This is a genomic window from Schaalia sp. ORNL0103 (assembly GCF_019429565.1).
Taxonomy (GTDB): Bacteria; Actinomycetota; Actinomycetes; order Actinomycetales; family Actinomycetaceae; genus Pauljensenia.
The window spans coordinates 1,580,500-1,604,728 of record NZ_JAHXSA010000001.1; the positions used below are offsets into that span (position 1 = coordinate 1,580,500).

At 66.2% G+C, this 24,229-nt stretch carries 22 protein-coding genes; 7 read left to right on the forward strand and 15 right to left on the reverse strand.

The genetic code is table 11. From position 1 onward, the window contains the following. Positions 1-125: 125 nt before the first annotated feature. Positions 126-851 carry a PspA/IM30 family protein gene (locus JJJ16_RS06905; protein WP_219751859.1) on the forward strand — a complete coding sequence of 242 codons (726 nt, stop codon included), beginning with the start codon at positions 126-128 and terminating at the stop codon, positions 849-851. A 108-nt stretch (positions 852-959) separates the two neighbouring features. Here the strand turns inward: JJJ16_RS06905 and JJJ16_RS06910 are convergent, their stop codons facing one another. From JJJ16_RS06910 to JJJ16_RS06920, 3 genes are all read right to left on the reverse strand, one after another. Further along, positions 960-1,532 carry an NYN domain-containing protein gene (locus JJJ16_RS06910; protein WP_060565809.1) on the reverse strand — a complete coding sequence of 191 codons (573 nt, stop codon included), beginning with the start codon at positions 1,530-1,532 and terminating at the stop codon, positions 960-962. A gap of 123 nt (positions 1,533-1,655) precedes the next feature. Next, a complete protein-coding gene (gene glpK, locus JJJ16_RS06915; protein WP_219751860.1) occupies positions 1,656-3,176 on the reverse strand; it encodes a glycerol kinase GlpK in 1,521 nt (506 codons plus the stop codon). 152 nt (positions 3,177-3,328) lie between these two features. Beyond that, entirely contained in the window at positions 3,329-4,114 is a 786-nt protein-coding gene (locus tag JJJ16_RS06920; RefSeq protein WP_048670688.1) for an MIP/aquaporin family protein, read from the reverse strand. 313 nt (positions 4,115-4,427) lie between these two features. Here JJJ16_RS06920 and JJJ16_RS06925 point away from each other — a divergent pair, with 313 nt between their 5' ends. Continuing rightward, the gene (locus tag JJJ16_RS06925) at positions 4,428-5,369 is read left to right on the forward strand and encodes a sugar-binding transcriptional regulator (protein ID WP_219752013.1); all 942 of its coding nucleotides are present in this window, start codon (positions 4,428-4,430) and stop codon (positions 5,367-5,369) included. 82 nt (positions 5,370-5,451) lie between these two features. Here JJJ16_RS06925 and JJJ16_RS06930 read toward each other — a convergent pair whose 3' ends face one another. Beyond that, complete coding sequence (locus JJJ16_RS06930; protein ID WP_219751861.1) at positions 5,452-7,071, reverse strand: lysine--tRNA ligase; 1,620 nt, start codon at positions 7,069-7,071, stop codon at positions 5,452-5,454. A gap of 56 nt (positions 7,072-7,127) precedes the next feature. Further along, on the reverse strand, positions 7,128-8,015 hold the full coding sequence (locus JJJ16_RS06935; RefSeq protein WP_219751862.1) for a carbohydrate kinase family protein: 888 nt from the start codon (positions 8,013-8,015) through the stop codon (positions 7,128-7,130). A 76-nt stretch (positions 8,016-8,091) separates the two neighbouring features. Here JJJ16_RS06935 and JJJ16_RS06940 point away from each other — a divergent pair, with 76 nt between their 5' ends. Next, on the forward strand, positions 8,092-9,465 hold the full coding sequence (locus JJJ16_RS06940; protein WP_219751863.1) for a 6-phospho-beta-glucosidase: 1,374 nt from the start codon (positions 8,092-8,094) through the stop codon (positions 9,463-9,465). A gap of 84 nt (positions 9,466-9,549) precedes the next feature. On the opposite strand, the gene JJJ16_RS06945 is transcribed toward JJJ16_RS06940, so the two are convergent. The 9 genes from JJJ16_RS06945 to JJJ16_RS06985 form a co-directional block, all read right to left on the reverse strand. After that, positions 9,550-10,245: a PIG-L deacetylase family protein gene (locus tag JJJ16_RS06945; RefSeq protein ID WP_219751864.1), complete on the reverse strand. Its 696-nt coding sequence runs from the start codon at positions 10,243-10,245 to the stop codon at positions 9,550-9,552. A 68-nt stretch (positions 10,246-10,313) separates the two neighbouring features. Beyond that, positions 10,314-11,636 (reverse strand): ABC transporter substrate-binding protein, encoded by a 1,323-nt coding sequence (locus JJJ16_RS06950; protein WP_219751865.1) that lies wholly within the window; start codon positions 11,634-11,636, stop codon positions 10,314-10,316. Between the two features lie 30 nt (positions 11,637-11,666). Then, positions 11,667-12,512 (reverse strand): carbohydrate ABC transporter permease, encoded by an 846-nt coding sequence (locus JJJ16_RS06955; RefSeq protein WP_219751866.1) that lies wholly within the window; start codon positions 12,510-12,512, stop codon positions 11,667-11,669. After that, a complete protein-coding gene (locus JJJ16_RS06960; protein ID WP_219751867.1) occupies positions 12,499-13,377 on the reverse strand; it encodes a carbohydrate ABC transporter permease in 879 nt (292 codons plus the stop codon). The genes JJJ16_RS06955 and JJJ16_RS06960 overlap by 14 nt, the downstream gene beginning before the upstream one ends. Before the next feature lie 182 nt (positions 13,378-13,559). Beyond that, the gene (panD, locus tag JJJ16_RS06965; protein ID WP_219751868.1) at positions 13,560-13,994 is read right to left on the reverse strand and encodes an aspartate 1-decarboxylase; all 435 of its coding nucleotides are present in this window, start codon (positions 13,992-13,994) and stop codon (positions 13,560-13,562) included. Beyond that, complete coding sequence (gene panC, locus JJJ16_RS06970) at positions 13,991-14,944, reverse strand: pantoate--beta-alanine ligase (protein WP_219751869.1); 954 nt, start codon at positions 14,942-14,944, stop codon at positions 13,991-13,993. Before panC ends, panD begins: the two co-directional genes overlap by 4 nt. Positions 14,945-15,076: 132 nt before the next feature. Next, positions 15,077-15,964 (reverse strand): Rossmann-like and DUF2520 domain-containing protein, encoded by an 888-nt coding sequence (locus JJJ16_RS06975; protein ID WP_219751870.1) that lies wholly within the window; start codon positions 15,962-15,964, stop codon positions 15,077-15,079. A gap of 25 nt (positions 15,965-15,989) precedes the next feature. Continuing rightward, on the reverse strand, positions 15,990-17,549 hold the full coding sequence (locus tag JJJ16_RS06980; protein ID WP_219751871.1) for a PH domain-containing protein: 1,560 nt from the start codon (positions 17,547-17,549) through the stop codon (positions 15,990-15,992). After that, positions 17,546-18,046: a PH domain-containing protein gene (locus tag JJJ16_RS06985; RefSeq protein ID WP_219751872.1), complete on the reverse strand. Its 501-nt coding sequence runs from the start codon at positions 18,044-18,046 to the stop codon at positions 17,546-17,548. The genes JJJ16_RS06980 and JJJ16_RS06985 overlap by 4 nt, the downstream gene beginning before the upstream one ends. A 128-nt stretch (positions 18,047-18,174) precedes the next feature. On the opposite strand from JJJ16_RS06985, the gene JJJ16_RS06990 reads away from it, so the two are divergent. The 4 genes from JJJ16_RS06990 (at position 18,175) to JJJ16_RS07005 (ending at position 22,301) form a co-directional block, all read left to right on the forward strand. Next, positions 18,175-18,897 carry a response regulator transcription factor gene (locus tag JJJ16_RS06990; protein WP_219751873.1) on the forward strand — a complete coding sequence of 241 codons (723 nt, stop codon included), beginning with the start codon at positions 18,175-18,177 and terminating at the stop codon, positions 18,895-18,897. A 1-nt stretch (position 18,898) separates the two neighbouring features. Next, positions 18,899-20,365: an ATP-binding protein gene (locus JJJ16_RS06995; protein WP_219751874.1), complete on the forward strand. Its 1,467-nt coding sequence runs from the start codon at positions 18,899-18,901 to the stop codon at positions 20,363-20,365. A gap of 175 nt (positions 20,366-20,540) precedes the next feature. Next, positions 20,541-21,503 (forward strand): hypothetical protein, encoded by a 963-nt coding sequence (locus tag JJJ16_RS07000; RefSeq protein WP_219751875.1) that lies wholly within the window; start codon positions 20,541-20,543, stop codon positions 21,501-21,503. 504 nt (positions 21,504-22,007) lie between these two features. Next, the gene (locus JJJ16_RS07005) at positions 22,008-22,301 is read left to right on the forward strand and encodes a WXG100 family type VII secretion target (RefSeq protein WP_219751876.1); all 294 of its coding nucleotides are present in this window, start codon (positions 22,008-22,010) and stop codon (positions 22,299-22,301) included. A gap of 133 nt (positions 22,302-22,434) precedes the next feature. On the opposite strand, the gene groL is transcribed toward JJJ16_RS07005, so the two are convergent. Beyond that, positions 22,435-24,063 carry a chaperonin GroEL gene (groL, locus tag JJJ16_RS07010; protein ID WP_101600967.1) on the reverse strand — a complete coding sequence of 543 codons (1,629 nt, stop codon included), beginning with the start codon at positions 24,061-24,063 and terminating at the stop codon, positions 22,435-22,437. Positions 24,064-24,229: the final 166 nt, after the last annotated feature.

The window sequence follows — 24,229 nt, forward strand, 5'->3', positions numbered from 1 at the left end:
ACGGACCGGTATGGACTAGTCCTCGTCCACCTACCAATCGTGCGAGACAACGTCTCGCTCACAACCCGCGCGCACGCGCACCAACCCAAACCGCGCAGATGCGCACCACCTCAAAGGAGAACATCATGGCCGAAAAGCAGACGATCCTGGGCCGTATCGCTCAGCTCGCCAAGGCGAACATCAACGCCCTCCTCGACAAGGCCGAGGACCCGCAGAAGATGATCGACCAGCTCATCCGCGACTACACCAACTCGATCATCGAGGCCGAGAACGCAATCGCTCAGACCCTGGGCAACCTGCGCATGGCCGAGCGCGACTACGAGGAAGACGTCAAGGCCGCTGCTGACTGGGGCCAGAAGGCCGCCGCCGCTTCCGCGAAGGCTGACTCCCTGCGCACCGCCGGCGACGAGGCCGGAGCCGACAAGTGGGACAACCTGGCCAAGGTTGCCCTCGGCAAGCAGATCCAGTTCGAGAATGAGGTCAAGACCGAGGAGCCCGCTCTCGCTTCTCAGCGCGATGTCGCTGAGCGCCTGAAGACCGGCCTCGCTCAGATGAAGGACAAGCTCTCCGAGCTCAAGACCCGCCGCGACCAGCTGATCGCCCGCGAGAAGACCGCCAAGGCTCAGGCTCAGGTCACGGAGGCCCTCGGCTCGATCAACATCCTGGACCCCACGAGCGAGCTCGGCCGCTTCGAGGACCGCGTGCGCCAGCAGGAGGCCCTCGCCCAGGGCAAGATGGAACTGGCCGCTTCCTCGCTGGACGCCCAGTTTGCTGAGCTGCAGACCGACTCCTCGCAGGTGGAGATCGAGGCTCGCCTGGCCGCCCTGAAGGGCAACAACACCCAGGCGTGAGCAACGCGGCCCAGCCGCACACATAGACAGGCCGGGCGGCCCCTTGCGGGGCCGCCCGGTTCGTCATGTCGGCGGCAACGCGCCCGCTCGCGGACGCGGAGCCAGGGTTTACAGGAAGGACATCGGGTCGAAGTCGTCGATGTCGATGATGTGGAGCCTGGGCAGGCGCACCTGGAAGGCGTGCACGTCATATTCGAGGTCGATGATTTCCAGGCCTCGTTCCTCCAGCTCGTGGAGTTGGGAGGAGAGGAACTCCTTGAAGCACATGACCGCGACGCGGCGGCCCTGGTCGAGGAGGGTCTCGATCTGAGGCAGGAAGTCGGCGTCGTGGCTGGCCAGGATGACGTCGCCTGTGCCGAGCTGTGCAATCGCATCCATGGTGCGCTGGAGGCCGACGTCGACGACCTTCATGTCGGCCGGACCCGACAGGGGGATGACCGAGTAGTCCATCGCCGTGAGCGCCTGGACGAAGCCCATCGGCAGGAAGCCGGATGAACCGTTGAGGAAGAACAGGCCCTTGGCCTTCTGACCCCAGCGGCCGTGCGCGCTCTCGAGGACACGATCCCAGCGGGGGCGCTCCTCGGGGTTCGGGCGACGATCAAGGACAGAAAGGCCCAGCGTGGCATCGATATTTTCGCCGTCTACGACGAGATATGTTGTTTGATTATTAGGGTTTTCCATGGGAATAGAGTAACTGACGATTGTCTATACCTATGCGGCCTTGAGTCCTATGTATAACCCGATAGAGCGAGGCCGGGACTACTCAACGCAGCCCCGGCCTCGTCAATTTCTATGGAGTGACAATCACTTCACGTCGTCGTCAACCCAGTCGAGCGTACGCGTGACAGCCTTCTTCCACAGGCGGTAGGTGCGGTCGCGCTCGGCCGGCTCCATGGACGGCGTCCAACGCTTGCCTTCCTGCCAGTTGGCCACAACATCGTCGGTGCCCGACCAGTAGCCCACGGCCATACCGGCGGCGTAGGCGGCACCCAGAGCGGTCGTCTCGATGCCCTTCGGGCGAACGACGTCGACACCGCACAGGTCGGCCTGGAACTGCATGACCAGGTCGTCGTGCGTCATGCCGCCGTCAACCTTGAGCTCCTTGAGCGGCACGCCGGAGTCGGCGTTCATCGCGTCGAGGACCTCGGCACTCTGGAACGCGGTCGACTCCTCGACGGCGCGGGCGATGTGGCCCTTGTTGACGTAGCGGGTCAGGCCCACGATCGCGCCGCGAGCGTCCGCACGCCAGTAGGGGGCGAACAGGCCGGAGAAGGCGGGGACGAAGTAGACGCCACCGTTGTCCTCGACCGTGCTGGCCAGCTCGCCGATGTCCGAGGACTTGACGATCATGCCCAGGTTGTCGCGCAGCCACTGGACCAGCGAACCGGCGACGGCGATCGAACCCTCGAGGGCGTAGACGGCCGGCTGATCGCCGATCTTGTAGGCCACGGTGGTGAGCAGGCCGTTGTCGGAGAACACGGGCTCGGTGCCGGTGTTCATGAGCATGAAGCAGCCGGTGCCGTAGGTGTTCTTCGCCATGCCCTTCTCGAAGCAGGCCTGGCCGAAGGTGGCCGCCTGCTGGTCGCCGAGGATGCCCGCGATCGGGGTGTCGATGAGCAGACCGTTCTTGCGGCCGTAGCCGTAGATCTCGGAGGAGGACTTGATCTCGGGGAGCATCGACATCGGGATGCCGAAGATCTCGCAGACGTCCTCACGCCACTGAAGGGTGCGGATATCCATGAGCATGGTGCGCGAGGCGTTGGTGACGTCGGTGCAGTGCACGCCGCCGTTGATGCCGCCCGTCAGGTTCCACAGGACCCAGCAGTCGGTGTTGCCGAAGAGCAGGTCACCGGCCTCGGCGCGCTCGCGGGCGCCCTCGACGTTGTCGAGGATCCACTTGATCTTGGAGCCGGAGAAGTAGGGGGACAGACCGAGGCCACAGATCTGGCGGAAGCGGTCCGGGCCCTCGTCACCCTCGAGTTCCTTGACGATGTCGGAGGTACGCATGTCCTGCCAGACGATCGCATTGTAGACGGGCTCGCCGGTGTTCTTGTCCCACACGACGGTGGTCTCACGCTGGTTGGTGATGCCGACGGCCGCGAGGTTGTGGCGGTTGATCTCCGCCTTCTGCAGAGCCTCGGCGACGACGGTGCGGGTGGTGTCCCAGATTTCGATGGGGTTGTGCTCCACCCAGCCCGGGTTCGGGAAGATCTGGGTAAATTCCTGCTGTCCGACGGAGACGATCTCGCCAGAGTGGTTGAAGATGATCGCACGGGTCGAGGTGGTGCCCTGATCGATGGCGAGAACGAACTTTTCGGTGGTCATGAGTGTCCTTTCGGAGGCGTTATCACGTCGTTGTGTGTGCCGCGTCGATCCACCTGCGCGGCGGGCGGGACTTCGCAGTCCCACAAAATGTCACCCCGGCGGCGGGGTATGACGCGGGCGAGGCCGCGGTGGCCTCGCCCGCGCACTCACTCTCAGGCGAGGGTGAGGAAGTAGAGAACGGTGCCGACGATGGCGCCGACGATCGGGCCGACGACGGGGACCCAGGAGTAGCCCCAGTCGGAGCCGCCCTTGCCCTTGATTGGCAGGATCGCGTGGGCGATACGGGGGGCGAGGTCACGGGCCGGGTTGATGGCGTATCCGGTGGGGCCACCGAGCGAGTTACCGATGACGACGATGATGAGCGCGACGCCGAGCGGACCGACCGCAGTCTCGGTGTGACCGGATACGAAGACCCACAGGACGAGCACGGCAGTGCCGATGGCCTCAGTGAGGCAGTTCCAACCGTAGGAGCGGATCTCGGGGCCGGTGGAGAAGACGCCGAGCTTGAGGGCGGGGTCGCAGTCCTCGTCGAAGTGCTTCTTGAAGGTCAGCCAGCACAGAACGGCGCCGACGAAGGCACCGAGGAACTGAGCAACGATGTAGACGAGGATGTTGGTCGCGTTGACCGCGACGCCGGGGGCGAGCTCAACAGAGGAGTCGAAGGCGTGGCCGACAGCCTTAGCGATCGTCACGGCGGGGTTCAGGTGACCGCCGGAGCGGAACGCGACGTAGACGCCGGCGAAGACCGCGAGGCCCCATCCCCAGTTGATGACCAGCCAGCCGCCGCCCTTGCCCTTGGACTTGGGCAGCAGGTTCGTGGCGACGACGCCGCCACCGAGGAGCAGCAGGACAGCCGTGCCGAGGAACTCAGACCAGAAAAGCTGGCCCGTGGTAGGGACAGCCGCATCGGCGGCTGCCGGGAGCAGTGTTGTGAGCATGTTTCCCTATCTTTCTCCAGCGCGTCGTCGCGCCGGTCACCGGTGGCTTCCCACCGCGAATAATGTGCCATCGAACACTATCAACTGAGATAGCGATCCGTGGGTCACACCAAGTATGTCACCTGTTGCACGTTAGCCCAAACTGAGTGCACATCCGTGCATGCTCTCATGTGTGACCCTGACCATCTGACGAAGATTAATCTACTCACCCCCGCACGGAAGTCAATGTTCAAACACACACATCTGCACGCTTGTGCATGGCACACTAGAAAACGTGACAATACGTGACGAACAGGCGCATGAGGCCGCCTCGATGTACTACCTCCAGGGGCAGACGATGGAGACAATCGCCCGCCACCTGCAGATATCACGCTCCTCGGTCTCGCGACTTCTCGCCCACGCGCGGGAGGTCGGCCTGGTGCGTATCTCGGTGTCTGCCTCCCCCGGCCTCAAGGGCACCCTCGCGGGACAAATTGCCGACCTCTTTGGAGTCCAGGTCTCCGTCGTTCCCGTTCACGACGTCCACACCGAGGTCAACCGCCTGCACAACGTTGCGCTCGTCGCGGCGGAACACCTCATCGACATGCTCTTCCCCGGCGTTACCCTCGGCATCGCCTGGGGGAACACCACCGCAGAAGTGACGCGGGCCATGCCCCACGTGTCTTTTGCGGGTTCCACCGTCGTCCAGCTCAACGGAGCGGCCACCGCCACCGAGTCGGGCATGCCCTACGCCGAGGCCATCATCGCTCGCGCAGCGAAGGCCATCGGCGGGCGCATCGTCAACTTCCCCGTGCCCGCGTTCTTCGACTACGCGGACACCAAAGAGGCGCTCTGGCGCGAACGCTCCGTCCAGTCGGTCCTCAACACGATCGACAGCGCAGACGTCGCCCTGTTCGGCGTCGGCTCCATGTCGGCCCGCCTCCCCTCCCACGTCTACTCGGGGGGCTTCCTCGACCCCAACGAGATCGCGGCGGCACAGAACGACGGGGTCGTCGGCGACGTGTGCACCGTCCTCATCCGCGAGGACGGCTCCACGAACATGCACCTCAACGAGCGCGCCTCGGGCCCGAGCCCGGCCACGCTGAAGAAGATCCCGCGCCGCCTCTGCATCGTGTCCGGCGCCTCGAAGGCCCTCCCGCTCCTCGGGGCACTGCGCGCCGGGGTCGCCACCGACCTCGTCCTCGACGACGGGGCCGCACACGAGCTCCTCGACCTCGTCCACACGCGCATGTCACCCCGACGCTCCTACGTCTGAACGAGGGGACACCCACGCACGAGAAAGGGCCCTGGCCTCGTCCATGATGGGAACGAGGCCCGGGCCCTTTACTCGGCTCAGATCAGCCCAGGCGCTTGACCAGCGGGAACGGAATCGTCTCGCGGATGCCCTGGCCGGTGAGGACCATGAGCAGACGGTCGATGCCCATGCCCATGCCGCCGCACGGCGGGAAGCCCTGCTCCATGGCGATGAGGAAGTCCTCGTCCATGACCATGGCCTCGGGGTCGCCGTTGGCAGCCGCGAGAGCCTGCGCCTCGAAGCGCTCACGCTGGACGACCGGGTCGGCCAGCTCGGAGTAGGCGGTGCCCGTCTCGAAGCCGCGCACGTACAGGTCCCACTTTTCGGTGAGGCCAGGGCGCGAGCGGTGGTAGCGGGTCAGCGGGGAGGTGTCCTCCGGGAAGTCGTAGACGAAGGTCGGCGCCCACAGCTTGGAGGCGACGAGCTCCTCGAAGATGTCTTCGACGATCTTGCCGGACACGGCGTAGTCGTCGGCCTCCAGGCCGATGCGCTCGGCGTACTTGACGAGGGTCTCGCGCGGCGTCTCCACCGTGATCTCCTCGCCCAGGGCCTCGGAGGTGGAGCCGTACAGGTCAATGCGGTCCCACTCGCCCGACAGGTCGTACTCGGTGCCGTCGGCCAGACGCACGATTTCCTCGCCCTCGGAGAGGTCGAAGGCGTCGCGCGCGGCCTGCTGGATGAGGTCGCGGGTCAACTCAGCCATGCCGTTGTAGTCCGAGTAGGCCTCGTAGGCCTCCAGGGAGGTGAACTCGGGGCTGTGCGAGGAATCCATGCCCTCGTTGCGGAAGTTGCGGTTCATCTCGAAGACGCGGTCCACGCCGCCGACGACCGCGCGCTTGAGGTAGATCTCCGTCGCGATGCGCAGGTACAGATCGGTATCGAGCGCGTTCATGTGCGTCGTGAAGGGGCGGGCAGCCGCGCCACCGTGGATCATCTGCAGCATCGGCGTCTCGAGCTCGATGTAGTCGCGGCGGAAGAAGTTCTCGCGGATCGAACGGTTGACGGCCGCGCGGATGCGGATCATGTCGCGCGCGGCGGGGCGCGTGATCAGGTCGAGCTCGCGGCGGCGGATGCGCTGGTCCTCGGACAGGGTGATCTCTTCGCCGTCCTCGGTGGTCCAGGTCTTGGGCAGGGGGCGGATCGCCTTGGAGGCAATGGCCCACGAGGCGTCGGGAGCGGGCAGCGCGGTGGGCGCGGCGTCGTACTCGGCCTGGGCTTCGGGCGTGACCTCGGCGGGGGTCGCGAAGATCGACAGCTCGCCGCGGCGCGAGGAGATCACGCGGCCGTGGACGAAGAGGTGGTCGCCCAGGTCGACGTCGTTCTTGTAGGCGGCCAGGGACTCGGCGCCGACGGAGGCGGCCGATAGCATGACCTGGATCTTGTTGCCCTCACCGTCCATGAGGGTCGCGAAGCAGAGCTTGCCGCCGTTGCGCGCGAGGATGACGCGGCCCGCCAGGCCCACGTAGTCCTCGGTCTCTTCGCCGGCCTCGAGGTGGGCGTACTTCTCACGCACCGCCTTAATGGTGGTCGTGATCGGCAGGCGCACGGGGTAGGCGGGGATACCGGCCTCCATGAGGCGCGCGCGCTTGGCCGCGCGAACCTTGACCTGCTCGGGGGTGTCGTCTGCGGGTGCTTGCGTGGGCGTGGAAGAAGAATCGGTCATGCGCCTATCGTACCGGGATTTGGCCTCGCGACGAGGCAGGGGCCCGGTTGGGCTCCTCACGCACCCGGGAGGTCGGCCGCGTAGGGAGCGGATGCGGATCCGCCGATCCCCTGCGTGGAGTGAGCGGCGGCCGCGCAGGCGAGGGCGAGCGCCTCGGCCCACGGCATGCGGCGGGCTCGGAGCGCCCAGGCCAGCGCCGCCGAAAAAACATCCCCCGCGCCCGTCGTATCGACCGCCCTCACCGCGGGCGCCGGCACGCGCAGGATCTGCCCGTCAACGCACGCAACTACGCCGTTCTTGCCGCAGGTGACCACGCAGTCGCACCCAAACGACGCGAACCACCGCGCGGCGTCCTCCACGCTCTCGGTGCGCGCGTAGGCGAGCGCCTCCTCCTCGTTGGGCGTGCACACGTCAGCCAGACGCAAAGACTCTAGGTCCGCCTCGTCCCAGGCCCCGGCCTCGTCCCAGGCAGTGTCCGCCAGCACCCAGGTCCCGCGCTCGCGCCAGGAGGACACGACCTCACTGTTCGCGCCGATCCCCCGCACGTCCGCGAGCAGGCACCCCGGCGCATCACCTCCCAAGCGTGGCAGCGCGGTCGTCCCGCGCGTGGTCATCGCGCGATCGCCGCCGAAGGACAGGGAGACGGTCACGTTTTGATCGCCCACGCGCTCGCACGAGGAGGTGTCCACGCCCTCGCACGCGAGCATCTCATCCACGAATGCTCCCATCTGATCGACGCCCACGCGAGAGTGCAGGCGCACGGGCGCACCCAGGCGAGCCAGCGCAATCGCCTGATTCGCCGCGCCGCCCGCGCACATGAGAGCTCCCTCCACCCAGGCCTCGCGGCCGGGAACCGGAGGCCCGTCGAGGGGACCCATCACGACGTCGAGAAACGTCGGACCGTACACCGCGAACTGAGATGCGGCGGGTACACGAGAAGCCACGGGTCCTCCTAGACGTGAGCGCGACTACAATATGTCACTGAGCCACCACTATACGTATCCAGAGAGGATGCCCGCCATGCAGCTCACCATCGTCGGAGGAGGGGGCTTCCGGGTCCCCGCGATGATCGACGTCTTAGCCCGCTCACGATCGGGTCAGGGCGCCTACGCGTCCCTCGACGTCGACCGCGTCGTCCTGTACGACACCGACGCGCGCAGGCTCGACGCGATGATGGCCGTGCTGTCCTCGCTTAACTTCCCGCACTCCCCGACCGTGCGTGCGACGACCGACATCAACGAGGCCCTTCCCGGAGCCGACTTCGTCTTCTCCGCGATGCGCGTGGGTGGGACCTGCGGAAGGGTCCTCGACGAGCACTGCGGCCTCGACAACGGCTTGTTGGGGCAGGAGACCGTCGGCGTGGGCGGCTACTGCTATGCGTTCCGCTCGCTCGGACCGGCACTCGAGCTGGCACGCGCCGCCAAGCGCCTGTGCCCAAACGCCTGGCTCATCAACTTCACGAACCCGGCCGGCATCATCACCCAGGCGATGCGTTCCGTGCTCGGCGAGCGCGTCATCGGCATCTGCGACACTCCCATCGGCCTCGTCAACCGCACGCTGAACGCCCTGGGCATTACCGAGGAGGAGCGCACCGACGTGTCCTTCGACTACGTGGGCCTCAACCACCTCGGCTGGCTGCGCTCGCTCTCAGTCGACGGCCACGACATTCTCCCGCGCCTCTTCGCCGACGAGGCGGCCCTGGGATCCATGGAAGAATCCCGCGCCATCGGCACGGACTGGATTCGCGCGCTGGGCGCCCTGCCCAACGAATACCTCTTCTACTACTACTGCCACCGCGAAGCCATGGCCCGCATCCACCAGGACCAAACCCGCGGCGAGTACCTGCGCGATCAGCAGGAAGCCTTCTACAACACTGTCCTCTCGAGCCCTGAGCAGGCGGGCCGGACGTGGATCGATGCGCTCGCCGACCGGGAGGCGACGTACATGGCCGAGGCCCGCGACGTCGACGAGCGTTCCGGCAGGCGCGCCGAGGACATCGCGGGCGGCGGCTACCAGAAGGTGGCCCTCGACCTCATGAACGCGCTCGCTACGAATACTCCGGCGCGCATGATCCTCAACGTCGCTAACGGCGACGGCGGGTTCTCCTCGATTCCGACGCTGCGCGACACGGACGTCGTCGAGGTTCCCTGCGACGTCGACGCCTCGGGCGTTCATCCGATTCCGGTCGCCCCCTTGGAAGGGGCCGCTCTCGGCCTTGTCCAATCCGTGAAGGCCTGCGAGAATCTCGTCATCGACGCCGCCCGCGAGCGCGACCGCAGCCTCGCGTGGCAGGCGCTGGCGCTGCACCCCCTGGTCGACTCGGTCAACGTCGCGCGCGACGTGCTCGACCAGGCGATCCGCACAAACCCGCTGGTCGCCGCTGCCTTCGACTGAGCGGCGCCCATCAACGCACTGTGCCCCTGCCTCGTACGGACGAGGCGGGGGCACAGTGCGGCAAACAGGCCGGCTAGCGGGCCCTCACCCGCGCGTGTCCCAGCGGAAGAACTCTTCTCCCCCCGCATAGCCGTGGGGGTGTCCCACGTCGCGGGTGCCCTGTCGGATCCAAGACTCCATCCGGTCGAGGTCGTCGAATTGGGTGACGTGTTCCCGCACTGCCCTGACCTTGGCGTCGATGTCTGCCTGGTCCAGCTCGACGACGTGGTTCGTCGACGGGCCGCCCTGGAACCACACTTCTTCGACGACGTGGGGGGCCAGACCCTCGTCGAGTAGTTCAGGGAACGCGAAGGGGTTGCGCGCGGTCGGGTAGACGGCGTCCGTGACCGCGGCGCCCACGGCTCGGTGGTCCGGGTGATTGGCGTAGATGGACGACCAGTTGTATTCAGGCGAGAGGGTGAGGATCAGGTTCGGCTTCACGCGCCGAATGAGGGCGACGATATCGCGCACGAGCCCGTGGGACGGGGTCACCATACCGTCGGGGTAGCCGTCGAAGAAGACGAGCTCCGTGACGCCCAGCTGCTCGCACGCGCGGCGCTGTTCATCACGACGCAACTCCCCCATCTGCTGATGCAGATCCTGGTCGGAGCCGCCCGCGTCACCATCCGTGACGACTGCGACGACGACCCTCGATCCTTCGCGCACGAAGCGAGCGAGCGTCCCGCCCGCGTCCACGTCCGCATCATCGGGGTGGGCGTAAATACCCAGCACGGTATCCATTCGCGTTCTCCTTAGTGAGGCGCCGGCGAGAACCTGTCCCGCCGGCGCCTGTCCCGAGTCTGTGACGGCTACTGATCAATCGCCGCGTTTGCGGCATCCTGGGCGGCCTGGACACCCTCATGCACGCCGGTGCGTCCCAGGAAGACCTCCTTGAGCACGCCGTTGTACGCGTCCATTGCCGCGCCCAGCTTCGCGCCGAAGGGAGCCATGATCGTGCCCGAAGGAGTCTTCGCCATCACCGAAGTGTCGACGCCCTTGTCCGACCAGTAGGCGGTCCACGTCGCCTGGGCCTTCTCGTTCGCGGGGAAGCCGGCGCCAGTCTTGCCCAGTGCGGCACCGCCGTCCTTGCCAGCCAGCCACGCCAGCAGCTTGTGCTGAGCCTCGGGGTTCGCGCTCGCCGTCGAACCGGCGGCGACGACGGAGTTACCGACCGTCACGGCACCTGCGGGGCCCTTCGGCTGGGGAGCCAGGCCCCACTCGAAGGAAGCGCCCTCGGCCACGTTCGCCAGGTTGTAGGCACCGGACTGGAACAGAGCAATCTTGCCCTGCAGGAACTGATCGCGGCTGAAGTCACCGTTGTCGTTCGTATCGGCCGCCGAGGGGGCCACGTGCTCCTTGTTGATGAGGTCCACCAGGTAGCCGACCGCGGCGTCACCCTCGGGGCTCGCGAACGTAAAGTGCCCGCTCTCGTCCTGCAGGGTGGCGCCGGCTGAGCCCAGGTACGGAATGAACATGGCCTGGCCATCCAGCGCGGCGTTGTATCCGTACTGGACGATGTGGTCCGCGTCGAAGGCGGGATCAGCCGCGTTGCGGCCGGACGAGTCCAGCGTCAGCTTGCGGGTGATCTCTCGCAGAGAGTCGGTGGAGGCACTCGGGTCCCACGACAGGTTCTGCAGGTCATCGATGCTCACGCCGGCCGCGTCCAGCAGCGACTTGTTGTAGTACACCGCGATCGACGGGTCGGTGAGGACCGGGACGCCGTAGAGCTTTCCATCAACCGTGTACTGATCGATGGCACCCTGAAGCCAGCCGTCGCGCTCAGAGGCGGGGAACTCCTCGTCAATGTTGACGATCTTGCCGCCGCGGGCGTACTCCGTGTAGTTGTTCGTGTTGGACCAGAAGACGTCCGGTCCGGTGCCCGCCGCGAGCTCGGAACGCAGGCCTGTGAAGTAGTCCGACCACGGGACGACCTCGACATTGACCGTGATCCCCGTTTCCTCGGTGAACGCGGGGAGCGCCGCCTCGTACGCCTGGGCAGCCTGATCATCCCACAGACGCAGGGTCAAGGACGTGCCCGCCTCGCTCGACGCGCTGCCACCCTGCGAGCAGGCGGCCATCAGCATCGACGCGGCACCAATCAGAGCGGTAGCGGTAACAAAACGCCTTTTCATGAAGACCTCCAGTTGTGATGGGTTGTGTTGTTACTTGATGCCCGTCAGGGCAATCGATTCAACGATGTGTCGTTGAAAGACAATGAACAGAGCGATCAGCGGCACGAGCGCGATGGTCGTCGCCGCCATGACGTACGTCCAATTCGCGTTGTACTGGCTCTGCAGAGCAGCCGTCGCAACCGTGAGGACGCGTGGCCTGGTCGCGGCAATGATCCGCGGCCACATGAACGAGTTCCACTGGCTCACAACCGTGATGAGCACGAGCGTCGAAATGATCGGCTTCGACACGGGAACGACGATGGAGAAGAGGATGCGCATCTGCCCGGCGCCGTCCATGGTCGCCGCGTCGATGATTTCCTGGGGGATCTGACGGAACGACTGACGCAGCAGGAACACCGCGTAGGGCGAGGCAAACACGAAGGGGAGGACGATGCCCCAGAAGGTGTTGTTGAGCCCCATCTTCGCCATCATGAGGTATAGCGGGATGACGAGGACCGACGCCGGAATCATCATGGTGCCCAGGAAGAGCCAAAAGATGACCTCGCGCCCCGGGAACTCGATGCGGGCGAACGCGTAGGCGGCCAGCACGGAAGACACCAGCTGCCCGACGACCATCACCACGACCATGAGAAGCGTCGTGATGATCGCGTCGGCGAAGTTGACCCGTCCCGTGAGGATCGCCTGGAACGAGGCCAGGGAGGGCGGGGAGGGCAGCGCAAAGGGCGAGTGCGAGGCGAAGTCCTGCGGCGACTTAAAGGCCGTGACAAAGCTGAAGAGGAGCGGGACGACCATGATGAACGCGGCCAGCGACAGCCCCGCGTAGATCCCCAGGGTCGACCACCAGGGCCGACGCGAGTGCGACTTAGACGAGCTCATACGTGGTCCTCTTCCGGAAGTACAGGTTCTGAGCCAGCGTCAATCCCATAAGGAGCAGCATCATCACGCACGCCATGACTGCGGCGCGGCCGACATTTCCGGTCTCGAAGGCCTCCTTGTAGATCAGGTAGGCGAGGACCTCGGTGGAGCCGGATGGGCCCCCCTTGGTGAGGGCGTAGATCTGATCGAAAACGTTGAAGACCGAGATCACGGAGGTGACCGAGACGAAGAAGAAGGTCGGGCGCAGGAGGGGCATCTTGATGTGCCAGAACACCTGCGAGGAGGATGCCCCGTCCACGGTCGCGGCCTCGGTGAGCTCACGCGGGATCGCGAGCAATCCCGCGATGAAGAAGAGCGCCGTGTACCCCACGTTCGACCAGACGACGACGAAAGCCGCCGCGGGCAGCGCCCAGGTGGGCGACACGAGAATTTCTAGTCGCGTGCCCGCCAGCGCGGAAAGAAGACCACCTGTGGGGGCGAAGATCCACGACCATACGACACCGAGGGCCAGCGGAGGCGCGATCCACGGGATGACGATGAGCGTGCGATAGACGACGGTTCCTCGCACGCCCTTGGTCAGCAGGTTCGCGAGGAGGAGGCCCAGGATGATCTGAATGGGGACCACGAGGAGGACGAAGAGGACCGTCGTGCGCAGGGACGACAGGAAGGCCGGGTCGCTCAGCACGTTCGTGACGTTGGCCAGGCCCACGTATCGCGTATCCCCAATCAGATCCCACCGGTACAGGCTCACCCACATGATGACGCCGATGGGTACAACCATGAAGATGAGGACGCCGATGAGGGCGGGCGACAGGAACGCGTATCCGATGAGTGCGTGGCGCGTGCGAGACGCTCGCTTGCTCATGCCCCACCTTCCTTTCGTTCGGTTCTTCGAGGATAGGTGTGACGGGCGTATCAGCGCCGGGCGAAGACAAGGTATGGACAATTGTGAACATCGCATGCCGTCAAACGAGCAAAGGTGCACGAAACGAGGCAAAACAAGGGAGCGTCCACTCGAGTGAGTGGACGCTCCTGTCGGCGCGTCAATCAGAGGCCAGAGCTTTTCAGCCCCAGCTCGCGGGCACGGGGCGAATCCTCGGGGACGGTTCCCGCGTGGTTGCCAGCGCTCACGATTTTGTTGGCCTCGTCGACGAAGACGACGGACGGCTTCACCTGACGCACGAGAGATTCGGGCACCTGAGCGTAGGCCATGATGATGACCAGGTCGCCGACGGTCACCTTGTGGGCGGCCGCGCCGTTGAGCTGAATCGTGCCGCTGCCTCGCTCGCCCGCGATCGTGTAGGTCGAGAGGCGCTCGCCGTTGTTGACGTCGACGATGTCGACCTTCTGCCCGGGCACGATGTTCGCGGCGTCCAGCAGGTCCTCATCCACCGTGATCGAGCCGACGTAGTGCAGGTCGGCGCCGGTGACGACGGCGCGATGGATCTTGCCGATGGCCATCTCACGGGTCATTTCCATCATGCGAGGTCCCCCGCGCGTTCTGCGAGACGGCCGGCAGGACCGGAGGCGTCGCGCAGCGGCACCTCCATGTTGTCGATGAGGCGCGTCGTGCCCACCTTGGCGGCGATGAGGATGCGTCCCTCACGCGAGCCGTCCGACAGGATCGTGGGCGCGGCAGCCCCCTCGCCGACGGGCACGGACTCGGTGCCCGCGAGGATCTCGAAAGTCCCCGCGTCCACGAGCGCAATGTAGTCCAGGTCGATGCCGCCCTCGGCGTCGATAACCGAGCGGCACTCGGCGACGATCTGCGCGGGCTGCGCCCCGGCCTCGGCGGCCTCGGCGCCGCGACGAAGCGCGCGCGAGAGGGCACGGGCGCGGATGCGCTCATCGTCGCTCAGGTACTGGTTGCGGCTGGACAGGGCGACCCCGTCCTCGGCGCGCACGATCGGCACAGGGTGGACGCGCACGGGGATGTCCAGCTGGGAGAAAACGGTGCGCAGGACGGCCAGCTGCTGGGCGTCCTTCTGTCCGTACAGGGCCACGTCGGGGCGCACGAGGTTGACGACCTTGGTGCACACGAGCGCGACGCCCGCGAAGTGCGTGGGGCGCGTCTTGCCTTCGAGAACGCGCGCGATGGGGCCCGGGTCGATTGTCACGGTCGCGGGCGTGGGGTACACGTCCTGGGGCGCGGGTGCCCACACGAGGTCTGCCCCCACCGTCTCGAGCGCGTCCATGTCCGCGTCCAGGGTGCGCGGATAGGCGTCGAAGTCCTCGCCGGGCGCGAACTGCGTCGGGTTGACGAAGATCGTGACGATCACGTGATCGGCCAGTTCGCGGGCTTCGCGCACGAGCTGCAGGTGCCCGGAGTGGAGGGCACCCATGGTCATCACGAGGGCCTTCGTGCCGGGCAGGCGCGACAGGGCGTCGGCCAACTCGGCGCGCGTGTGGGTGAGGACAGGGCGATGGGTCATGTTTCTATTCTTGCAACTTCGGCCCGCCGGTGCGTAATAGAGTCGCTTTCCTCACGCCTCGCGTTTGCGCGACGAGGCCGGGGTTGCGCGCATTCTCTCTCCCGCGTTTTGGGCTCGTTGGGTGTGTGGGTATCAGGCGCCCGGGTCGAGAAGGGCGGCCTCGACGCTGATGGCGGCCCGTTCGTCGAGGAGACGAGCGTCGCGCAGCAGACGGGTCAGGGCGCGGGTCATGTCCGCGTAGGTGTCGCGTTCCCCCGAGAGACCTTCCCTGGCCCCGAGGCTGCGGGCGTGCGCGGTGATCGTTCCCGCATCCCCGCGGGCGGCGGGCCCGGAGATGCCCGCGACCCCCTCGGTGAGGGCTCGGTCAAGCGCGGCCTCGAGAAGCGGGCGCACGTACAGAGCGGGATTCTCGATGCCGGCCTCGGCGAGAATCCGCGTCGTCTGCACAGTGATGCCCGCGATGAAGTTGGCGCCGTGGGCGAGGCCCGCGTGGTAGAGGGGGCGGTCCTCCTCGGCGACGACGACGGGCTCGCCGCCCATTTCGACGACGAGGGCCTGGGCGATCGGCAGGAAGGGTGCCGCAGCCGTCACCGCGAAGGGCGTGCCCACGAGGCGCGCCACGTCAACGCTGGTGCCGGTGAACGTCATCGCCGGGTGGATGGCGAGCGGGATCGCCCCCGCTCCCGCGGCGGCGCCGAGCAGCCCCACGCCGGAGGCACCCGACAGATGAATGACGATGTGTCCACTCTGCCAGGCGCCCAGGTCAGCCAGGCCGCTCACGAGGGGGCCGATCTGGTCATCAGGAACGGCCACGATGACCACCTCGGAGCGTCGCACGACCTCTTCGGGCGTGGCGATCGGCACGCCGGGGAGCATCGCGTCGGCGCGCTCGCGCGAGGCGTCCGACGACGCGGAAACGGCGACGATCTGATGCCCGACCGCGCGCAGCGCAGAGCCGATGACGGGCCCGACGTGGCCCATGCCGATGATGCCGATTCCGAGGCGTCCGGGGGTACTCATGCCTCCATTGTCACCGATCATCGGGCTACTTGTCGCCCTCCGCACGCTGCGAGGTCGCCTCGACGATCTCGGTGACACGCGAGAGCCAGCGCTCGGGAACCTCGGCCTCACGGCGGACCTTCGAGGCCTGCGACAGCTGCGCCCACAGCTCCAGAGAGCGGCCCGCCTCGACGTGCTCGGCCATAGATGCCACCGGTCCGGGGACCAGCTCGGCGCGCACCGAAGCGACGCGGCGCCACCGCTGAATGGGCCCCTGATGCAGCGACACCGACTGGATGCGCGTCAGAGGGATGATCGAGAAGCGCAGGTTGAAGAAGCCGTCGCGGATCGCAAACACGGCATCGGTCAGGCCAAAGGCTCGACGCTTGTACACGAGAGGATCCAGAATCCTCGCGCTGGGCGGGATCGGTGTCATCCAACGGTCCTCGCCCGTGCCCACGCGAAGGGACTCGAGGAAGCCGTCAGGATCATCGGTCCCCAGGTCCGGGATCGCCATCGCAATCGCCTGGATAACCTCCACGCGGCTTCCGACGGGAAGCAGCACGTCGGAAGCCACGTCCACCTGCATGCCCTTGTTCTTCTCGTCCGTCGTGTGCGCCGTATTGCCGGCCTGCGTGATCTCCACGCGATACCAGCCAAACAGTCGCCAGATCAGCGGCTGCGTCACCTCGATGGCGTGGATGCGCCCCGGAGGGATCGTCACGTGACGGCGAGCCGTCAGACCACGGTTAATACGCACGCCATCGGCAGCGATCGCCGCGGTAAAGCCGAACTCTCGATCGAAACGCGCCCAGACGCCCACCAGGAGGCTGAACGCGCCCGCCAGTATGCCCAGGAAGCTCATGATCGACGACACCCCGACAACACCCACGAGGAAGCCGTTGAGGCCCAGGAGGAAGATGCCGAAGAACAGCGCGATCGCATTGTCGATGGTCGCCAGCATGGACGCCAGGAGCTTGACGAACCCGACCTTGAACACGGGGCGCTCAGGGGCCTCCAGCGGGGTTTTCGCCGTCGCCACGCGGGCCGAGGCTCCGGTGCGGCCGGCGGGATCCACGACCTCGTCGATCGCGCCCGAAGCGAGCGCGAGAAGGAGGGCACGCAGTTCCTCGAGGCGCTGCGCGGGCAGCAGTCCCAGCTTGATGCTCGAATCGGTGCCGCCCGCGACCTCGATGTCCAGATACCCCAGGCGCAGGAGGCGACCGACGAGCGAGTAGGACACGTTGATTGTCTGGATGCGCGAGAGCCTCGCGTGGCGCTGCGTGCGCTTGAGGATGCCGGCGCGATACCAGATCGCCGTGTTGCTCACCGCGTAGCGAGTCTTCGTCCACGACAGGTAGCAGTACGCACCCGCGATGGCGAGAACGAGGCCAGCGATAAACGCCAGACCGAGGAAGATGCCGGTGGTTTCAAACCACTGCGGCGTCTCACCGTTGAGCATGCGCCCGATCACGGAGGCGTTGCTCAGGGACACCGCACCGACGACACCCGTGACACTTCCCGCGACGCGGGGGACGTATGTGAGCGGGTGAAGCGGCTTCCAGTCCTCGGGAGCGATGCCGTCGGAGGAGAGGTCCGCGCTCATAGGCCCATCAGCTCCGCCGAGCCGCGCTCCGCCAGGACGTCACGCAGACGGGCTGCGTCCGCGACGGGCACACCACTCAGCGTCGCGTCGGTCTTCGCGCTCGCGGTCGACAGCTTGATCGTGGAGATGCCGAGCAGGCGCAGCACGGGGCCCTGGTAGATGTCGACGTACTGGATGCGGCCGTAGGGCACGAGGGTCAACGAGCGACTGAAGACGCCGCGGCGGATCACGAAGTCCGTGTCGGCCAGTGCGTAGCGCAGGGCGCGCACCTGGGCGGGCACGAGCCACAGACAGAAGAGTGCGATGGCGGCGGGCACGAGCATGAGCCACCACAGCGCAGGGATGTCGACGATGAGGACGAGGCCGGAGATCGCGCCGCACAGGGCGCCGCACAGCGCGAGGGCGTTACCGAGGCGCAGAGTCGCGAGTTTGGGGGACACGTGCTGGAAGTCGACGCCGTCGGGAGACATGACGTCTGCTGCGTTCTGAGATGACATGCTTCAATTCTTGCACATCTTTTCCACTCCTTTTCTTGTCCTTTATTGCCGCGCGACCAACCGAGGTGACGAAGCAAACAGGAGTAGCGCCATCACTCCCACCTACCTCACAGGAAACATTCAGACACATGGGCGACACTAGTTCCATGAGCACCCCGGGAACCGAAGCAAAACTGCTCGTCGTCGACGATGAGCCCAACATCCGCGACCTCCTCGCCTCCTCCCTGCGTTTCGCAGGCTTCGACGTCGTCACCGCCGAGGATGGCAGCGGCGCATTTCACGAAGCCCAGGCCTCGCGCCCCGACCTCATCGTCCTCGACGTCATGCTCCCCGACATGGACGGCTTCACCGTCACCAGGCGCCTGCGCGACGCCGGCATCACCACCCCGGTCCTGTTCCTCACCGCACGCGACGACATGCGCGACAAGATCCAGGGCCTAACCGTCGGCGGCGACGACTACGTCACCAAGCCCTTTGGCCTCGAAGAGGTCGTCGCCCGTATCCGCGCCATCCTGCGCCGCACCATGGGCTCCGAAGAAGACGACGCGTTCCTGCGCGTCGGAGACCTCGTCATCGACGAGGACGCCCACGAAGTCACGCGCGCCGGCGTCCCCATCGACCTATCCCCCACCGAATTCAAGCTCCTGCGCTACCTCGTCATCAACGCGGGGCGCGTCGTCTCCAAGATGCAGATCCTCGACCACGTGTGGGAATACGACTGGGACGGCGAAGTCGCCATCGTCGAGTCCTACATCTCCTACCTGCGGCGCAAGCTCGCCGTCGAGGGAGCCTCCGGGGAGCTGATCCACACCAAGCGTGGGGTCGGCTACATCCTGCGCGCTGAGGACTGACGTGCACCGCAGCCTGGCCCAACGCATCGAGGCATGGTGGGACTCCAAGCCGCTATCCGCGCAGCTCGTCACGCTCATCACGCTACTCCTGGCCATCGGACTGTCCCTGTCCGGCACGGTCATGATCGGCCTCCTCCAGCGCCACCTCATCTCTCAGATCGACGACCAGCTCGTCGCCACCGCGCACACCATGCAGATCTCCGGATCGGCGGCGACCTTCTCTGCCGACGGCCAGGGCGGCATCCCCACCCTCTACTACATCCACATCCACGACACCGCCGGGGGCGATCGGTACTTCTACTCGGAGGACACCCTCAAGGCCTCGGGCAAGCCCCACCTGCCGGAGCTGGTCGACACGAGCTCCGCGCCCGTCTCTTCCTTCCGTACCCTCCCGGTCACCGTCTCCTCTTCCAAGGCCGGCCTCGGCTGGCGCGCCCTGGTCGTCCCCGTGTATGAGCAGGACTCCGGCCAGTTCTCCGGATACATGACGATCGCCCTACCCCTGTCGGACATGCAGCACACCCTGCGCACCACGGCCTCGTACTTCGCGGTCGCCGGCATCATTATCGTCCTCATCGGGGGCTGGACCGGGCGCGTCCTCGTGCGCCGCGCCCTCCTCCCCCTGCGCTCCATCGAATCCACCGCCGGAAAAATCGCCGCCGGCGACCTCACCAAACGCGTCACCCCACACCCTCCCACAACCGAGGTCGGCTCACTCTCACTCTCACTCAACGCCATGCTCACCCAGGTCGAGCAATCCTTCGAAGCACGCCAGGCCTCGGAACAAAAGATCAAACGATTCGTCTCCGACGCCTCCCACGAGCTGCGCACCCCCCTCGCGGCCATCTCCGGCTACTGCGAGCTCTACGCCATGGGCGGCGTGCCCGCCGAGCGCATCGAAGAAGTCATGGGGCGCATCGCCTCCGAATCCTCGCGCATGGCCACCCTCGTCGAAGACCTCCTCACCCTCGCCCGCCTCGACGAAGGACGCCCCCTCGAGATCACCGACATCGACCTCGTCAAGCTCGCCGATAACGCCGTCTTCGACCTTCAAGCCCTCGACCCCACGCGCACGGTCGGACTCACCGGCATCAACAGCCGCACACCCCCGATGACCCTCATCGTCCCCGGCGACCGCGACCGCCTCTCGCAGGTCTTCACCAACCTCATCGGCAACATCGTGCGCTACACCCCCGAAGGCTCCCCCGTCGAAATCGCGCTCGGACGCAGCGGCGACACCGCCATCGTCGAACTGCGCGACCACGGGCCCGGCATCGACGAAACTGACCGCGGACGCGTCTTCGAACGCTTCTACCGCGCGGACACGTCGCGCAACCGCAAGTCCGGCGGCTCCGGCCTCGGCCTCGCGATCGTCTCCGGCATCCTCGCAGCTCACAAGGGCAACGCATCACTCACCAAAACGAAAGGCGGCGGCCTCACCGTTCGCATCGAACTCCCCACAGCGTGAAAGACGTAACGTACCGGTCAGCACACACGGCTTTTTCGCTCAGTTTTCGCCATTTTTCACCTGACAGTTTCACGAAATCCATCGGGATTTTCCCCGATTTTTTACCAACGAACGTGACCTTCGCTCAAAAGCGCACTAGCATGGCTCGGGTATTCCTCAGCAAGGAGAGTGGCCCATGGGTGCTCAAGCACCTCAGTGGCTGCTGACGTCTTTCGTTGACGCCATGCAGCAAATCGGCGCAACCGCGACCCAGTCCGACCTCGAAAAAGAGAGCGTCGACCTCGCGGAACGCTGGAGCGCGCCCGAACGCCAGATGCACAACGTGCGTCGGCTCATGAACACGCTCACCCACATCGATGAAATCTCGTCGTCCGCGCACGATCCCGACATCCTGCGCGTCGCCGCGTGGTACCACGGCGCCTTCCTCAACAAGGCGCTCGAGATCAAGCTCGGCGGATTCCAGGCAAACTTCGCCTCCACCCGATGCATCGATCACGCGCACAACCGCCTCACCAACCTCGGCGTTCCCGAGGAGGTCGTCGCCCGCATCGACGAGCTGATCGCCTTCCTCACGCGCCACCGTGCGCCCCGCACCGACTTCGACGCGCAGGTGCTCGTCGACGCGGACCTGGCGGGCCTGGCCTGCAGCCCGCAGGACTACAAGAAGCTCCGCACGTCGCTGCGCGCCGAACTCAGCGAGCTCGACGACCTGCAGTTCACCAAGGCGCGTATGGCACTCGTCAAGAAGCTCCTGAGCTACGAGACGATCTACCAGTCCCCCCTCGGCTCCGCGTGGGAGGACACCGCCCGTGCAAACCTCGAGGTCGAGCTCACCCGCCTCGAGCGCGAGAAGGCCCAGCTGTGCCAGGCCGCCCAGGCCGAAGACACGGACGATACCGAGGATGCGGACGACACCGACGAGGTCGTGGAGGACTCCACGACGACGACCGGCACGCTGATCATCAAGCGCCGCTCGATCAAGAAGCGCATCCCCGTCGCGTCCCCGGACGACGAGGCAACGTCCACCGGCATCCTGCCCCGCAAGATCGAGGAAGACACCGAGTCGGACGAGGACGAGGAGGCGACCTCCTCCCTCGAGTCCGCCGTCGAATCCCTGGATCTGCCGACCTCCGACTGACGAGGCCGCGGCTGATTTTGCCTGCTCGGACTGTCTGATACGTCGCCGCATGAAGCCGCTCTCCCCCACTGGGGTTGGGCGGCTTCATCACTCTGCCCTGCAGGTTCAAGCTGCTCGATGCGCCCGTGGGCGGCGGCCCAGCATGATGTCGCATGTTGTTCTTGGCTCCACGGGTTTTCCAGGCACCCTCCACACCTGTGGAGCCTGGCCGCTGTGTGTGCCGGTGGGCGGCGGCCCGCCCGCGAGATCGCCACACACGAGCCTGCGGCTCGGAGTGATCGATCTCGAGGCCCGCCCTGGCCCTGCCGCCACCCACCGGCACCGCGACCAGGCCCTCCAGTAGCTTGCCCGTCAGCAGCACGGGCATACCTCGGGGCTATCCACAGGCACTTTTCGGTGCGGGCGGTTATCCACAGGGCTTCGTTTCTGCCTGGATCACGCGTCGTCACGCGCGTAGCGTCGATGTCGACGGACCCACCCAGGGTCCCACAAAGGAGTGACATCATGACCGCATACGCCGTCGACGCCGAACAAATTGCTGCCGCCTCCGCGCAGGCCTACACAACCGCATCCACCATCCGCACCGAAGTGGACACGATGATGGCCCAGCTGCTCGCCCTTCAAGACACCTGGACGGGCGGGGCGCAGGTGAACTTCCAGGCGACTATCACGCAGTGGCAGAGCATCCAGGCGCAGACACACGACGCCTTGGACGCTATCTCCTCGCAGATGCAGGTCGCAGCCTCCACCTACGCCGACGCAGAGACGCATTCCGCTTCCCTCTTTGCGGGGGTCTGACACCGCGCACTACGCCCCTGTTCCCGCGAGGCACCGCGACCTCGTGGCACACCGGCGCAGACAGACAGAAACGCCTGGGGGCGGGACCCTCACGAGTCCCGCCCCCAGGCGGATCAGCTTAACGCCGAGCGGATCAGTACATGCCGCCCATGCCAGCGCCAGCGTCGTCGCCACCGGCGGCCGGAGCCTCGGGCTTGTCGGCGACAACGGCCTCGGTCGTCAGGAACATGCCTGCGATCGACGCAGCGTTCTGCAGCGCGGAACGGGTGACCTTGACCGGGTCGGAGATGCCGGCGGCCATGAGGTCGGTGTACTCGCCGGTCGCGGCGTTCAGGCCGTGGCCGGGCTCCATGTGCGCAACGCGGTCGGCAACCACGCCACCCTCGACGCCCGCGTTCTCAGCGATCTGCTTGAGCGGGGCGGAGATGGCCAGGCGCACGATGTTGACGCCGGTCGCCTCGTCGCCGGTGAGGGCATCGAGCTTGGGCAGCGCCACGGTGGCAGCCTGGATCAGGGCGACGCCGCCGCCGGCGACCAGGCCCTCTTCGGAAGCCGCGCGAGCGTTACGAACGGCGTCCTCGATGCGGTGCTTGCGCTCCTTGAGCTCAACCTCGGTGGCCGCGCCGGACTTGATGACGGCGACGCCGCCGGCCAGCTTGGCGAGGCGCTCCTGCAGCTTCTCGCGGTCGTAGTCGGAGTCGGTGTTCTCGATCTCCTGGCGGATCTGGCGCACGCGGGCATCCAGCATGTCCTTGTCGCCAGCGCCCTCGACGATGGTGGTCTCGTCCTTGGAGACGACGATCTTGCGGGCGCGGCCCAGCAGCTCGAGGTCAGCGTTCTCGAGGGAGAGGCCGACGGTCTCGGAGATGACCTGGCCGCCCGTCAGGATGGCCATGTCCTGCAGCATCGCCTTGCGTCGCTCGCCGAAGCCGGGGGCCTTGACGGCCACGGACTTGAAGGTACCGCGGATCTTGTTGACGACCAGCGTGGCGAGGGCTTCGCCCTCGACGTCCTCGGCGATGATCGCGAGGGGCTTGCCGGTCTGCATGACCTTCTCCAGGACGGGGACGATGTCCTTGACGTTGGAGATCTTGGAGTCCATGAGGAGAACGTAAGCGTCCTCGAGGACGGCTTCCTGGCGCTCCTGGTCGGTCACGAAGTAGGCCGACAGGTAGCCCTTGTCGAAGCGCATACCCTCGGTGGTCTCCAGGGTGGTGTCGAAGGAGTTGGTCTCCTCGACGGTGACGACGCCCTCGGCGCCGACCTTCTCGAAGGCCTCGGCGATGAGCTTGCCGATGGCGGGATCGTTGGCGGAGATGGAGGCCGTGGCAGCGATCTGCTCGGTGGTCTCGACGGGCTTGGCGTCGGCGTGCAGCTGCTCAACGATGGCCTCGACGGCCTGGTCGATGCCGCGCTTGAGGGCGATCGGGTTGGAGCCGGCGGCGACGTTACGCAGGCCCTCGTGGACCAGGGCCTGGGCCAGAACGGTCGCGGTGGTGGTGCCGTCACCTGCGACGTCATCGGTCTTCTTGGCGACTTCCTTCACCAGCTCGGCGCCGATGCGCTCGAACGGATCGTCGAGGTCGATTTCCTTAGCGACGGAGACGCCATCCTTGGTGATCGTAGGGGCGCCCCACTTCTTGTCGAGCACGACGTTGCGGCCCTTGGGGCCAAGCGTCACCTTGACGGTGTCGGCCAGCAGGTTGAGGCCGTTCTCCATGCCACGACGGGCATCCTCATCAAACTTGATGATCTTGCTCATTGGAAATGTGTCCTTCCGCGATGCGGATCGGGTTCGATGCCCGCGACGGACGGCCACGCTTTTGAGGTGGCCTCATCGAACCGGTGGTCTTATCACTCTCCATGTCGGAGTGCTAACTACGATTTTGGCACTCACCACCCTTGAGTGCAAGACGAGGTTGCGCGAT